The sequence below is a fragment of the Flavobacterium ginsenosidimutans genome (genome assembly GCF_003254625.1).
In the GTDB taxonomy this organism is placed as follows: Bacteria; Bacteroidota; Bacteroidia; order Flavobacteriales; family Flavobacteriaceae; genus Flavobacterium; species Flavobacterium ginsenosidimutans.
In genome coordinates this window covers 35,264-48,862 of record NZ_QJRJ01000071.1, presented here as the reverse complement: position 1 = coordinate 48,862, position 13,599 = coordinate 35,264, and the positions used below count along the sequence as shown (strand labels likewise).

Here is a 13,599-nt window from a genome sequence, read left to right as displayed (position 1 = left end):
AATGAGTTTTACAGATTGGAAAACAGACCGAATTCAAAATATTCTTCCCGAAGAGTTCTACAAACTGATTGATAAAAATAAAACTCATATTGGCAAAACATTTCCAGTAACACTTGCCAATTCAGATTCTCTTGAAAAAGCTCAAAATTTCATATCGCTAAGTTTAGATAAAGAGAAAAACAAAGAAGGTTTCCATTTTTATGCCCGAGATGTTAAAACCAATGAATTAATTGGTTATTTATGTGTGAAAACAATTGATTACCGCATCTCAAAATGTGAATTTGGATATTTTGTAGACGAAGATTATCAAGGAAAAGGAATTACGTCTAAAATGGTTTCAGATGCACTTGAATTTTGTTTCAACGAATTAATGCTGAACAAGGTTTTTATCTGCACATCTGAAATTAATGTCGCAAGTCAGCGAATTGCATTAAAACATAATTTTAAACAAGAAGGAATTTTAAGAGACGAATTTAGAAATGGAGACGGCACTTTGCAAAACTCTGTTTACTTCGGACTTCTTAAATCAGAATACATAAAATCATGAAAGACAAATTTTACGCATACATACAAAATTTACAAGACCAGATCTGTGCAGGATTAGAAGCTGTTGACGGAACTACAAAATTCCGTGAAGATCTTTGGAAACGTCCGGAAGGCGGCGGCGGAAGAACACGCGTTATTGAAAACGGTGCGGTTTTCGAAAAAGGTGGTGTAAACATTTCTGCAGTTCACGGAAAACTTCCAGAAACGATGCAAAAAATGTTTGGCGTTGGCGAAGCCGATTTCTTTGCCTGCGGATTAAGTTTGGTTATTCACCCGAAAAGCCCGATGGTTCCTACTGTGCACGCCAATTGGCGATATTTCGAAATGTACGATGAAAAAGGAAATGTGATCGAACAATGGTTTGGAGGCGGACAAGATTTAACTCCATATTATTTGTTTGAAGAAGATGCAATTCACTTTCATCAGACTTGTAAAACAGCTTGCGACAAACACAATCCAGAGTTTTATCCAAAATATAAAAAACAATGCGATTCTTATTTTTGGAATGCGCATAGAAATGAAGCTCGTGGTTTAGGCGGTTTATTCTTTGATTATTGCAAAGCAAATGAATCAATGTCAATGGAAAATTGGTACGATTTCGTAACCGAAGTTGGAAATAGTTTCCTTGAAGCTTATGTGCCAATTGTAGAAAAAAGAAAAAACCTTTCTTATACTCCCGAACAAAGAACTTGGCAGGAAATCCGTCGTGGGCGTTATGTTGAATTTAATTTGGTTCACGACAAAGGCACATTGTTCGGGTTAAAAACAAACGGAAGAATTGAAAGTATTTTGATGAGTTTGCCTCCGCATGTGCAATGGGTTTACGATCATCATCCAGAAGTAGGAAGCGAAGAAGAAAAATTGATCAACGTTTTGGCAAGTCCGCGCGAGTGGATTTCGTAATCTAAAATTTTATTTAATTTGATAAATTATATGTCGCCCCTCTGGGGCTTCTTTTTTTGTTGTCGATTCAATTTCTATAAATATTTTGCTCCGCTGGAGCATTTTTTTATGCTTATTAAAGAGGGTTGTATATAATTATAACCAAATATATTTCGCTCCGCTGGAGCTCTTGGTCTGATCTGACCTTTTCGACTCTATAAATATTTCGTTCCTCTGGGACTTAACACTTATCTAAAAAAGCTCCAGCGTAGCGAAATATTTTTAGAATAATTCGCCACACACAAAGCCCCATAGGGGCGACATATTTATAGAAATTAACATCTTCCCCAGTCAAAAGCCCCAGCGGGGCGGCATATTTATTCAACACAAAAAACCAATACTTATCTTACAAATTAAATTTATTAATTAGCTTTACTGTTTAATAATTTTAATTAAAATGGCAAACACCTATTCTCAATTGTACGTTCAAATTGTTTTTGCTGTTAAGGGAAGACAAAACTTAATTTCGACAAAATGGAAAGATGAAATCTACAAATACATTACAGGAATTATCACTAATCAAAAACAAAAACTGATTGTAATTAATGGAATGCCAGATCATATTCATATCTTAGTTGGAATAAAACCAGACATTTCAATATCAGATTTAGTACAAGACATTAAAACCAATTCATCAAAATTCATAAATGAACAAAAATGGATAAATGGCAAATTTGAATGGCAAACTGGTTTTGGTGCATTTTCATATAGCCATTCGCAGTTGACTAATGTGATAAAATATATTGAAAATCAAGAAGAACATCATAAAACAAAAACATTCAAAGAAGAATACATTGCATTTTTAAAACTATTCAATATTGATTTTAAAAATGAATATGTTTTTGATGAAGTTTAATATTGTTTCGCTCCGCTGGAGCTTCAATTTTGGTTGTCAATTTATTAGCTATAAATATTTTGCTCCGCTGGAGCATGTTGGAAAATTAAATACTTATTATTGATGAATTTAAAGTTAATTAGGATATTGTTCTTCACCAGTATTTTTGGATGTTTTGCCCAAAACGACACATTACAGAATCCGTATTTTAAATCTTATAGTGATAAAATTACCGCCAGCGTTTATTATTTAGACACTTCTAACAGTTTCGAAATTGCTTCAGATAATCAGGATCCGAAAATATATGTAAGTCTAATTCCCAATCGACGAGAGCAGATTGGTTTCAATTTAAACTATAAAATCATTGACGTTACAATTGGTTTTGCCCCTAAATTCCTTGGCGGAAATAAAGGCGATTCTAATTCTAAACATTTTAATTTCAACACCCGTTTTTATTACAAAAAATGGATGCAGTCTTTTACTTTCATCAACCAAAAAGGATTTTACATCAGTGATGACAACATAACTGCAGAATTGCCTCATATGCGCACTACCAAAATTGGCGGATCGACTTCTTATGTTTTTAACGATAAATTCTCTTTCAAAACATTGGTAAGTCAAAACGAATGGCAGACTAAAAGCTCTGGAAGTTTCATTCCGTCATTTTCTTTTTATTATACCAATCTGGATTTAAATACTTCCGATTCTTCGCCTGGTGATATTTATGTTTTTACTTTGGCTCCCGCCTATTTTTACAATTTCGTAATTAGTAATCGGGTTTTAATTGGAGCTGGACTCGCTTTGGGAGCTGGAATCAATGATATTGACGGCGATACCTCAGCTTTATATCAGGCCGATTTCAATTTAAAACTGGCTTATAATAAAGATCGCTTTTTTGGATTTGCAAGTCTTAACACCGTAAGTTTTGCGCAAGATGAAAAAGTAGATCCAAGATTGAATGATAATATTGCGACTGTAAAACTTTCTGTTGGTTACCGATTTGATCCTCCAAAAAAGGTAAAAGAAGTTTACGATAAAGTCAATGAAAAGATTGGCCTTTAAGAAATCTTAATCTGAAATAAATAGCAAACACGATAAAAATGCTTAAATTACAGTGATTTATGTAAACTAAAATTCATTATTATGGAAAATAGGAACAAAGAACAATTAAATCTCATGCATTCCGGAAAAGGATTTATCGCGGCACTAGATCAAAGCGGCGGTAGCACACCAAAAGCATTATCGCAATATGGCGTTGAAGAAAATCAATATTCAAATGACGAAGAAATGTACACTCTTGTACATGAAATGAGAACCAGAATTATTAAAAGTCCCGCTTTTGACAGCCAATACATTCTTGGTGCTATTTTGTTTGAAAACACAATGGACCGTAAAATTGACGGACAATGGACCGCTGAATATTTATGGGAGAAAAAACAAATCATTCCGTTTTTGAAAGTAGATAAAGGTCTTGCTGATCTTGCCAATGGCGTTCAGTTAATGAAACCGATTTCTAATTTAGACGAATTGCTTGATCGCGCTGTAGATCGAAAGATTTTTGGAACCAAGATGCGTTCTGTTATTAAAGAAGCAAATCCGACTGGAATTCAAAAAGTGGTAAAACAGCAATTTGAAGTTGGTCTGCAGATATTTAAGAAAGGTCTTGTGCCGATAATCGAACCTGAAGTTGATATTTATATTTCGGATAAAGAAAAATCAGAACAGATTTTAAAAGACGAAATCAAGAAACAGCTGGATTTACTGGATAAAGATGTAAAAGTAATGCTGAAACTTTCCATTCCAACGGTAAAGAACTTCTACAGCGATTTAATGTCCGATCCGCATGTGGTTCGAGTTGTGGCACTTTCAGGCGGATATTCCAGAGAAGAAGCCAATCAGAAACTAGCTGAAAATCACGGATTGATTGCAAGTTTTTCAAGAGCATTATCAGAAGGCCTTAGCGCTGGACAATCTGACGCTGAATTTAATTCGCAATTAGGCAATTCGATTAAAGAAATTTACGAAGCTTCTATTCAATAAAAACATAAAAAAAATCCCTGAAGTTGTTTCAGGGATTTTTGTTTTAATTATTTCAAAGTCATTTCGTCGGCTAAATCTAATGTCTGCAAAATGATGTTTTTATCAGACTTAAAAGAGTTTAGTTTAAAAATAAATTTCAATTTATTATCAACTAGCTTTTTAGGCGATTCAATCGAAACATCTGAAAACTGAGAAGAAATTTTTGTCATTCGATCCAATTCTGAATCTTTAGCGTTTTTCCCAAATGTTTTGATTGTTTGCGCAATATTCATCTTTCCTGAAATGTAATTTTTGCTCAAATCTTTCTTGGTGTCTTTAGCAAAAGATCCTTTTCCTGTTCCAAAATAATCTTTTGTATTGGCAACAATCACAACATCTTTGTCTTTCAGAATAAAAATATCACCGTAATCTTTTGTTCCAACAATAGTGTACGCATTTCCGTTTTGAACTAGTATTTTTTTACGAACTCCAAGTTGCAGCAATTTGTCTCCAAATGTTGGATGCGTAGATGTAAAAATCACAGAAAACAACGGAATAGATTTTTTAACTTTCTCTTCGGTTATCTTTTCTTCAAAATTCTCGTCATAATCGTATTTTTTGGTCAAAACCTCAACATCTTTCACATCATATAAAAAAGCGCTTAAATCGCCGTCAAAAAGTTTCGCTGTGGCTTCTTCATCAACAATGGTAGAAATCAAATCTGTGATAATGCTGATATCTTCTTTTCCGAATTTCGGATTTTGAAATAATTCTGTCGTTAACGATGGAAAATTTTCAAGTGCTGCTTTTGTATTGAAATGATACGAAACATATCCTAAAGGCTTTTCGGCAGGAAAATAATTGAAGATATTTTTATTGATTTTTCGATTGCTAATTTTGCTTACAACTTCAGCAATTTCAGTTGAATATTCTACAACCTCCTCGATTCGGGCATTGTCATTATCAAAATAAAAATCGACATTTATTCCTTTTATAAAATTCCCGAAATTCTTCTGCATTGGCAGATATTTATCATAACCGCCAAATAATCCCAGCGGATAATTATACAGCGAATAAAAACTCGACATTACGCCGCCATAATTTACCCAAGACGAAATATCGGCTGCAGCATTTATTTTTGGAGAACTTGGTGCTATAAAACCATTTTCGAAAAGCGCTTTAATAATCTGACTTTGCTTCTCGGCCAATTTTCTATCAAATTCTGCTTGTTCAACAGTGTATTCTTCGTATGAATTTCCATCATACAAATAATCTTTTTCGGTCTCCGCTACTGTGGTTTCTTCAATTATTGGTTCATCATGCATTACAGATGGTTCCGCAATTTTTGGTGTATCGACAACCATTGGAACAGGAACTTCTATAACCGTTTCTGAATAAGCATCTGATACTTCAATAGAATCACTCGAAACGGTAGTTTCAGCTACATCATAAAATTTAGAAGGAAGTCTTTTTGTCAATTCAAATACAACCAAATAATTGTCATTCCACACAAAAGATCTTTTTACTCCGCTTGGCGTAAAAACAGCATATTTGCCGAAATCTTGAATTCCTCCTTTTCCTAACGAATCACTTTTTTCACCAGCTCCTAATTTTTCAACCAGATATTGCTTAACGGCTTCTTTACTTTTTACAGGAATAGTAACTTGGTAAAATGGAACGCTGTCTAAGAAATTGCCATGAATCGTAATTTTTTCATCTAATTTGATGATTGACGCATATTTTCGAAGATCAAAATCAGGTTTTTTGCTGATGTATTTTGTGATAATCGGATGATTCAAAACTTCGTCAATGCTGACTTTTTTAGAAAGCTGATTTCCGTTAAACTGAACAAAATAATCGTATTTGTCTGGACTCGTTTGTCCAAAAGTAAAATACGTGGCAAATAGAAAAATTAGAGTGTAAAAATGCTTCATAAAATCAAGGCGTTAATTGGATGGTATTATTCATTAAAGTCGATTTCTTAAATACGCTGTACATACTTTGTTTTAAAAAAACCGTCTTTTTGTTTTTGGAAATTTTGCTGTTTGCATTGTCAACAGCTACAATATCTTTATCGAAAGTATAAATAGAAATAATACTCGCTTCTTCTAGATCTTTCTTTTTCTTTGGGTCGTTTAATACTTTTTCAGGAACGGGATAAGATGCAATTCTTTCGAAAGTTTTGCCACTTCCGCTAAAGTGAATCTGATCGCGCTGATTGTTGATTGTATTTACAACGGCATTCAGTGCTTTCAGATTGGCGTAGTTCAGTTTGATGATAAAGACATAATTGTCAAAATCTGTTTTGGTGCTTACGTTGGAAATTCCGTTTATCTTTAAAGCTTTTTCTTTAAAGTCACTGAGTTTAGCGGTAATTTCCTGTTCGTTTGGAATTTTTACGCCATCGACTTCTTCGAGCCAAATAGCCGATTTGGTTTTAAACCAAGATTTGGAAAAATCTACAATTAGAGTATATTCACCACTTTGATCGTCGTGATGTTTGATTCTTTCTGTAATCTCAAAACAACTCGTTAAAAACAGACAGCAAAATAAAGCGAGAATTTTCTTCATTAGACAAATTTAGATGGAATATTCTGAAAAACCATGATATGTCTAAATTCTTAGTTCGATAGCGTGGATTTATTTTTAATATACTAATATTGTAAAATCAGAAAAATCGATTGAGTTTCCATCAAAATCTTCTTTTACCTCGCCTATTAGACCGCATGGAATATTTCCTTGAGAATAGATTTCTAAAAGATAATTGAAAAATATAGGGATTCTTTTATTTATCAAAATATAGTGATCTTCCATTGCTGCTCCTAGAACATTCCACAAGACATCATCAATAATACTTTTATCAAGATTATTTTTTTCTACAAAAAATTTTGCTGTAGTCTCTATTTGTTTCAAATTACTTTTGTTGATTTCTGTAATTCTATTCCAATCCTGATAATCATTACGATTATTTTTATGTAGAAAAACCGTTAATCTGTTTCTTGCTTCCATTGTCAAATCTTCCCAATTCTGAGAAATTATATTCTTTTGCATTTCATCAAAAGACTTCATAAACTTAATTTTAATTGGAAAATCTGCAATAGAGAACTCTTTTCCACAATTAGAAAACCATTCAATATTATTTATTTTTTCAAAAAATGGATTATTCATATATATTTCAATTATAAATTAATTCTCAAAACAAAAAAATCAATATTTGCGGGCACGGATTGCAAATCCGCGCTATCAGCTTATTCTCCAAGTTTAAAATTATTCTCAATTACATTTTGAAATATCTTTTTATCAAAATCTAATTTATTTTTTTGAAATTTCATAGCAATTTTATCAGCGCTTTCTAGCAATAATTTCTTCAAATTATTTAAAAAAATAATTTCATTTTCCGATTCATTCCCAATCCAGACTGATTCATCAATACATAAATCGATTAAAATCTTTTTATTCTTTTTTAAATATTTAATATTATACACACCCGTTGACTCATAAAATTTTGTAATGTCTCCATTTAAACAAAGAAAGATTGTTATGATTTCAACATCTTTTCCCAAATTAACAGGAAGGAAATTTTGTTTTATTCTTTTTCTAAAATTAATCACTATACCGTGTACATTTTCAAAATTTACATGTGGAATTCCACCAATTCTTCCATTTAAAAATATTTCCATATTATTTTTATTTTCGATAGCCCGCAACAGTGAGATTCAACCTAATGCCTCAAAACAAAAATCAATCTTTGTGGGCACGGATTGCAAATCCGCGCTATCGGGTTGCAAATCCGCGCTATCGGCTAAATCCGCGCTATCGAGTTAAAAAATCAATTGTAAAATCCTTTATTTTTTGAATTTTATCCTGAAGCACAATCGTTCTGTTTTTGTTTACGATTAGAAAAACACTTGAATTAAGTGCAGAGACGTGAATATATTCATCTTTATAATTTTCTAATTCAACAAATGAATCAGGAAAATCATCATTCTGCAAATTGTCAAGTTCATTTAAAACAACATTTAATGAAACAAAATAAAATTTATTTCCTCGGGTTCTACTTCCAGTTTTTAGATTATTATATCGAATTTTAATTATAGGCGAAACTTCTCGATCCCAATCAATTGTGGAAACTATATCTCTTCTCAATAATTTTACTTCCTCTGAACTTTCATTTCCATTAAATTCGCAATTGTAAATAGGGAATGTTACAATTGTGTTTAAATAAAGATCTTTATCTTGTGTTTCAAAAATTGAATGGTATTTATAAGGTAAAAACGCTATTCCATTCATTTCCATTTCATTGTAAAAAATGTTGTTAAGTTTTACAAACTTATCAAACTGTATGTTTTTGTTATTTTCATCTACAATCTTTAAAAATTCGCATATCTTTTTTTCCGATAATTCCCCTCGTACAATTAATAGCAATAATTTTCCTTTAATACTTGAAAAATTTATGAAATGAGTAAATACATATATTGGAGTAACTACACGATAACAATACCATTTTGGAACAAAACTTTGTTCAAGACTATAATATTTTTCTATTTTGGAACGAAAACATTCCTCTGACTCTGAGTTCATTTGCTTTATATTAAAAAATAAGATTTTTCCTAATTTTGCAAATCTACTTCAAATAAAAACATCAAACCAAATTTTTAGATAATATTAACTCATTCTACAGCAAGCCAAACGCCTTATTTTGTTCCTTTTTTCTTTAACTTTGCGCCACTCATTAAAAAGTGAGATAAACTTCAAAAAAAAATAAAAACAACTGCAGTTTTAGAAATAGATTTTCAGTCTGAGTTTCAAAGAAATCAACTAAAAGTCTAAAATCTAAAATCTAAAATCTAAAATTATATGTTCCCATTACAAAGAGGCAGAAGATTAAGAGTAAATGAATCCATTCGTTCTTTAGTTCGTGAAACCAGTTTAAGTCCATCGGATTTTATGTTTCCAATGTTTATTGCTGAAGGCGAAAATGTAAAAGTCGAAATTCCGTCAATGCCGGGAATTTTCAGAAGATCAATAGATTTAACAGTTGAAGAAGTAAAAGAACTTTTTGATTTAGGAATTCGCGCCGTAAATATTTATGTAAAAGTTAGCGAAAACCTAAAAGACAATACTGGAAAAGAAGCTTGGAATGCTAACGGATTAATGCAGCAAGCTATTCGTGCTATAAAAGCAGCTTGTCCAGAAATGATCGTTATGCCAGATGTGGCTTTAGACCCATATTCTATTTATGGTCATGACGGAATCATAAAAAATGGTGATGTAGAAAACGACAGCACAGTTGATGCTTTAGTAAAAATGGCTATTTCTCACGCAGAAGCTGGTGCCGATTTTGTAGCGCCAAGCGATATGATGGACGGACGTGTTTTACGCCTTCGCGAAGGTTTAGATGCTGCTGGATTTCAGAATGTTGGAATTATGAGCTATTCTGCTAAATATGCTTCTGCTTTTTATGGTCCGTTTAGAGATGCTTTAGATTCTGCTCCAAGAGAAGCTGATGTTGTGGTTCCAAAAGATAAAAAAACATACCAAATGGATTATGCAAACCGAATCGAAGCGATCAAAGAAGCTTTATCTGACGTTGAAGAAGGTGCAGATATGGTTATGGTAAAACCAGGAATTGCTTATTTGGATATTGTTCGCGAAATTAAAAATACAGTGCATGTTCCTGTAACCGTTTATCAGGTTTCTGGAGAATACGCAATGGTTAAAGCGGCATCTGAAAGAGGCTGGTTAGATCACGACAAGATTATGATGGAACAATTAATGTGCATCAAACGTGCAGGTGCTAATCTTATTTCAACATATTTTGCTAAAGAAGCAGCAATACTTTTAAAGAAATAAGATGAAAAAGGTTTTATTTTTATCTGCTGTTTTAGCTTTTGCTTCTTGTAAAAAAGAAGGTTCTGAATCTACAAATACAACAACTGAATCGGTTTCTGAAGGCGAATCGGCGAAAGCCAAAACTCCAGAGGAATTAGGAAAACAAATATTTGAAAGCAATGGAAATTGTTTTGCATGCCATCAGCCGGATCAAAAAGTAATTGGCCCAAGCATTAAAGAAATTGCCAAAATCTACAAAGACAAAAATGGCAATATCGTTACTTTCTTAAAGGGAAATGCAGAACCAATTGTAGATCCGAGTCAGTTTGAGATTATGAAAACCAATTTTGCTATTACTCAATCAATGTCTGATGAAGAATTAAAAGCAATTGAAGCTTATATTTATAGTTATTTAAAGTAAGAATTTTTTGTAATTTTTAACTACTGCTGACATACTGTTGTCATTAAACACTTTTAAATTTGCTCAATAATTTAAAAAATTAAATAATGAGCATTAAAAGATTTAGCATTATTGGTATAGCTATTAGAACAACAAATGAAGGTGGCAAATCTGGAAAAGATATACCTCAGCTTTGGAACAAATTTATCTCGGAAAATATTGGAGATAGAATTCCGAACAAGCTAGACAACGCTATTTATTGCGTTTATACAGATTACGAAAAAGATCATACAAAACCTTATACGACAATTATTGGATGTAAAGTAAGTGGTTTGGATGAAATTCCAAATGATATGATTGGAAAAACAATTGAAAATAGTACTTACGAAAAGTTTACTGCTAAGGGAAATTTAACTGAAGGTGCTGTCTATAATGAATGGCTTAAAATTTGGAATTCTGATTTAAACCGATCTTTTACATCCGATTTTGAAGTTTACGATCAAAGGTCGGCAAATTTACAAAATGGAGAAGTTGACATCTATATCGCTTTAAAATAAAACAAAAGGAACTCTCTTTTAAAAGCTCTTTTATTGCAAGCTTCGGAGAAGCGAAATATTTATACCAAAAAATAAATATTTACAATATAAAGCTCCAGCGGAGCGACATGTAGTAGATTATAAAAAACATGTCGTTCCGCTGGAGCTTTTTTCATTTGTCTTATTGAAATTCTATAAATATTTTACCCCGCTGGGGTATTTTGCTGTAGAAATTTATATCAAAATCAAACGTTCCTACGGAACGCAAATATAATGGGATCGTCAATATTTTTTTTGCTACCGATGATATGTTCCTACGGAACATTGTTTGATTATCTCAAAATAAAAAAGGGCGGTCTCGAAAATCGAGACCGCCCTTTTTTTTATTATAAAAATTGATTACCAGATTTTAACTCGTTTTTCTGGTTCAACATACATTTTATCACCTTTCTTAATATCGAACGCTTTGTAGAAAGCATCAACATTCTGAATTGGAACGTAAGCTCTATACATTCCTGGAGAGTGCGGATCTGTTTTCACTTGATTTTTGATCGCTTCGTCTCTAGTTTTTGTTCTCCAAACCGTAGCCCAAGAAATAAAGAAACGTTGTTCTGGTGTAAATCCGTCGATTAAACCTGGATTTCCATGAGCTTTCAAATACAATTGCAATCCGTCAAAAGCAGCATTGATTCCGCCTAAATCTCCGATGTTTTCACCTAAAGTAAAATTACCATCAACGTGAATTCCTGGCAAAGGCTCAAGAGCACTGTATTGATTTGCTAAATCTGTTCCAAGAGCAGTAAATTGTTTCAAATCATCTTCTGTCCACCAGTCAACTAAATTTCCTTCTGCATTGTAACGCGCACCAGAATCATCAAATCCGTGAGAAATCTCGTGACCAATTACTGCTCCAATTCCACCATAATTAACCGCTTCGTCAGCTTGGTAATTGTAGAAAGGCGGCTGTAAAATTGCTGCTGGGAATACAATTTCATTATAAGATGGATTGTAATAAGCATTTACCGTTTGAGGAGACATATGCCATTCTGTTTTATCAACAGGTTTAGACAATTTATCGATGCTTTTCTTAAAATTCCATCTTGATACGTTTTTAGTGTTTTCATAGTAGCTTCCTCCTTCTGCAACACTTTTAATCTCAAGCGCTGAATAATCTTTCCATTTATCAGGATATCCAACTTTAATCGTAATTTTATTCAATTTTTCAATTGCTTTTGCCTTTGTATCTTTAGACATCCAGCTTAAATTGTTAATACGATTTTGGTAAGCTGTAATTACATTATGAATCATGTCAACAGCTTTTGTTTTAGCTTCAGCAGGAAAAACTTTCTCAACATACAATTTTCCTAGAGCCTCACCAACTGTTCCGTTCACTACATTTAGCGCTCTTTCTTCAGCAGGAAGCTGTTTAATTGCACCTCTTAATGTTTTGCTGTAAAAATCAAAATTAGCTTGATCAATTGCTGTTGTCAATTTACTTGCAGCATTGTTTAATAGATCCCATTTTAGGTATTCTTTCCATTGTGCAACTTTGTTTGCTTTGAAAACAGTTTCTAAAGCCGTCATATATTTAGGCTCAGAAACAATTACAGTTTCTAATTTAGTAATTCCTAAACCGGCAAAATATTCGTTCCATTTGATAGCTGGAGTTAATTTTTGAAGTTCAGCAATTGTCATTGGGTTGTATTGCAAACGGCTGTCTCTTCTTTCAACTCTGTTTAATCTTGGTTGTGACAATTCTGTTTCTAAAGCTAAAATTTCAGCAGCGCTTTGTTTCGCTTTTTCTGGAGATTCTCCAATAAACTGAAGCATTCTTGCAACATGCAATTCATATTTCGCACGTTTTTCTTTAGAATCTTTATCATCAGAAGTGTAGTAATCTTTATCAGAAAGTCCTAATTGGCTTGGCCCTAAATTTACAGAGTTTTTAGAACTGTCTTTATCATCAGCTCCAATGTAAATTCCGAAAAAACCAGCGTTTCCTTCTTGTTCCATTTCAACCAAATATTTCTGAACATCAGCAATATTTTTAATTGCGTCGATTTTTTTCAGATATGGTTTTAATGGTTCGATTCCTCTTTTATTTCTTCCGATAGAATCTAGATAAGTATTAAACAGGTTAACTGCTTTTCCTTGATCTGTATTTGATTTATACTTTGGATTTTTTGAAGCTTCTTGTAAAACTGCCATTACATCTTTGTCAGTTTTTTTAATCAGCTCGTTAAAACTTCCCCATGTCGTACGATCACTTGGGATTTCTGTTTTTTCTAACCAAGTTCCGTTTACATATTTGAAAAAATCCTGACTTGGGCTTATTTTCGTATCCATGTAAGATACATTAATACCTGGCTCTTTTGGCGCTGTTTGAGCTTGAGCTGCAGTTATTGCAAACATTGCAGATATCACACCAAACACAGGTTTAGCAAATTGTTTTTTCATAAAAAATTATAGTTTAAGGGAAAATACAAACA

At 32.7% G+C, this 13,599-nt stretch carries 14 protein-coding genes; 8 read left to right on the top strand and 6 right to left on the bottom strand.

All coding sequences use genetic code 11. The features are described 5' to 3' along the window. The first annotated feature begins 1 nt into the window (after position 1). The 5 genes from DM444_RS05780 (at position 2) to DM444_RS05760 (ending at position 4,363) form a co-directional block, all read left to right on the top strand. Positions 2–547 carry a GNAT family N-acetyltransferase gene (locus DM444_RS05780; RefSeq protein WP_111284854.1) on the top strand — a complete coding sequence of 182 codons (546 nt, stop codon included), beginning with the start codon at positions 2–4 and terminating at the stop codon, positions 545–547. Continuing rightward, a complete protein-coding gene (hemF, locus tag DM444_RS05775) occupies positions 544–1,449 on the top strand; it encodes an oxygen-dependent coproporphyrinogen oxidase (RefSeq protein WP_111284853.1) in 906 nt (301 codons plus the stop codon). Before DM444_RS05780 ends, hemF begins: the two co-directional genes overlap by 4 nt. Positions 1,450–1,885: 436 nt before the next feature. Continuing rightward, the gene (tnpA, locus tag DM444_RS05770; RefSeq protein WP_111284852.1) at positions 1,886–2,344 is read left to right on the top strand and encodes an IS200/IS605 family transposase; all 459 of its coding nucleotides are present in this window, start codon (positions 1,886–1,888) and stop codon (positions 2,342–2,344) included. A 102-nt stretch (positions 2,345–2,446) separates the two neighbouring features. Next, positions 2,447–3,385: a DUF4421 family protein gene (locus DM444_RS05765; protein ID WP_111284851.1), complete on the top strand. Its 939-nt coding sequence runs from the start codon at positions 2,447–2,449 to the stop codon at positions 3,383–3,385. An 81-nt stretch (positions 3,386–3,466) separates the two neighbouring features. Continuing rightward, the gene (locus tag DM444_RS05760) at positions 3,467–4,363 is read left to right on the top strand and encodes a fructose bisphosphate aldolase (RefSeq protein WP_111284850.1); all 897 of its coding nucleotides are present in this window, start codon (positions 3,467–3,469) and stop codon (positions 4,361–4,363) included. 47 nt (positions 4,364–4,410) lie between these two features. On the opposite strand, the gene DM444_RS05755 is transcribed toward DM444_RS05760, so the two are convergent. From DM444_RS05755 to DM444_RS05735, 5 genes are all read right to left on the bottom strand, one after another. Beyond that, positions 4,411–6,276 carry a hypothetical protein gene (locus DM444_RS05755; protein WP_111284849.1) on the bottom strand — a complete coding sequence of 622 codons (1,866 nt, stop codon included), beginning with the start codon at positions 6,274–6,276 and terminating at the stop codon, positions 4,411–4,413. Between the two features lie 4 nt (positions 6,277–6,280). Beyond that, entirely contained in the window at positions 6,281–6,913 is a 633-nt protein-coding gene (locus DM444_RS05750; protein WP_111284848.1) for a hypothetical protein, read from the bottom strand. A 75-nt stretch (positions 6,914–6,988) separates the two neighbouring features. After that, complete coding sequence (locus DM444_RS05745) at positions 6,989–7,510, bottom strand: hypothetical protein (RefSeq protein WP_111284847.1); 522 nt, start codon at positions 7,508–7,510, stop codon at positions 6,989–6,991. An 80-nt stretch (positions 7,511–7,590) separates the two neighbouring features. Then, the gene (locus tag DM444_RS05740) at positions 7,591–8,022 is read right to left on the bottom strand and encodes an Imm12 family immunity protein (RefSeq protein WP_111284846.1); all 432 of its coding nucleotides are present in this window, start codon (positions 8,020–8,022) and stop codon (positions 7,591–7,593) included. A gap of 133 nt (positions 8,023–8,155) precedes the next feature. Further along, positions 8,156–8,923 (bottom strand): hypothetical protein, encoded by a 768-nt coding sequence (locus tag DM444_RS05735; RefSeq protein ID WP_111284845.1) that lies wholly within the window; start codon positions 8,921–8,923, stop codon positions 8,156–8,158. Between the two features lie 276 nt (positions 8,924–9,199). On the opposite strand from DM444_RS05735, the gene hemB reads away from it, so the two are divergent. The 3 genes from hemB to DM444_RS05720 all read left to right on the top strand — a co-directional run bounded on the left by hemB (position 9,200) and on the right by DM444_RS05720 (position 11,131). After that, positions 9,200–10,195 (top strand): porphobilinogen synthase, encoded by a 996-nt coding sequence (gene hemB / locus DM444_RS05730; protein ID WP_111284844.1) that lies wholly within the window; start codon positions 9,200–9,202, stop codon positions 10,193–10,195. A 1-nt stretch (position 10,196) separates the two neighbouring features. Continuing rightward, positions 10,197–10,595, top strand: coding sequence for a c-type cytochrome (locus DM444_RS05725; RefSeq protein ID WP_111284843.1), 399 nt, complete (start codon positions 10,197–10,199; stop codon positions 10,593–10,595). Between the two features lie 86 nt (positions 10,596–10,681). Then, complete coding sequence (locus DM444_RS05720) at positions 10,682–11,131, top strand: GyrI-like domain-containing protein (RefSeq protein ID WP_111284842.1); 450 nt, start codon at positions 10,682–10,684, stop codon at positions 11,129–11,131. Between the two features lie 378 nt (positions 11,132–11,509). Here DM444_RS05720 and DM444_RS05715 read toward each other — a convergent pair whose 3' ends face one another. Next, a complete protein-coding gene (locus tag DM444_RS05715; RefSeq protein ID WP_111284841.1) occupies positions 11,510–13,567 on the bottom strand; it encodes a M13 family metallopeptidase in 2,058 nt (685 codons plus the stop codon). Positions 13,568–13,599: the final 32 nt, after the last annotated feature.

Excerpts from the sequence above, each read along its gene's own strand:
- DM444_RS05780 (WP_111284854.1), top strand. The coding sequence starts at position 2 with ATGAGTTTTACAGATTGGAAAACAGACCGAATTCAAAATATTCTTCCC.
- hemF (WP_111284853.1), top strand. The coding sequence starts at position 544 with ATGAAAGACAAATTTTACGCATACATACAAAATTTACAAGACCAGATC.
- tnpA (WP_111284852.1), top strand. The coding sequence starts at position 1,886 with ATGGCAAACACCTATTCTCAATTGTACGTTCAAATTGTTTTTGCTGTT.
- DM444_RS05765 (WP_111284851.1), top strand. The coding sequence starts at position 2,447 with ATGAATTTAAAGTTAATTAGGATATTGTTCTTCACCAGTATTTTTGGA.
- DM444_RS05760 (WP_111284850.1), top strand. The coding sequence starts at position 3,467 with ATGGAAAATAGGAACAAAGAACAATTAAATCTCATGCATTCCGGAAAA.
- DM444_RS05755 (WP_111284849.1), bottom strand. The coding sequence starts at position 6,276 with ATGAAGCATTTTTACACTCTAATTTTTCTATTTGCCACGTATTTTACT.
- DM444_RS05750 (WP_111284848.1), bottom strand. The coding sequence starts at position 6,913 with ATGAAGAAAATTCTCGCTTTATTTTGCTGTCTGTTTTTAACGAGTTGT.
- DM444_RS05745 (WP_111284847.1), bottom strand. The coding sequence starts at position 7,510 with ATGAATAATCCATTTTTTGAAAAAATAAATAATATTGAATGGTTTTCT.
- DM444_RS05740 (WP_111284846.1), bottom strand. The coding sequence starts at position 8,022 with ATGGAAATATTTTTAAATGGAAGAATTGGTGGAATTCCACATGTAAAT.
- DM444_RS05735 (WP_111284845.1), bottom strand. The coding sequence starts at position 8,923 with ATGAACTCAGAGTCAGAGGAATGTTTTCGTTCCAAAATAGAAAAATAT.
- hemB (WP_111284844.1), top strand. The coding sequence starts at position 9,200 with ATGTTCCCATTACAAAGAGGCAGAAGATTAAGAGTAAATGAATCCATT.
- DM444_RS05725 (WP_111284843.1), top strand. The coding sequence starts at position 10,197 with ATGAAAAAGGTTTTATTTTTATCTGCTGTTTTAGCTTTTGCTTCTTGT.
- DM444_RS05720 (WP_111284842.1), top strand. The coding sequence starts at position 10,682 with ATGAGCATTAAAAGATTTAGCATTATTGGTATAGCTATTAGAACAACA.
- DM444_RS05715 (WP_111284841.1), bottom strand. The coding sequence starts at position 13,567 with ATGAAAAAACAATTTGCTAAACCTGTGTTTGGTGTGATATCTGCAATG.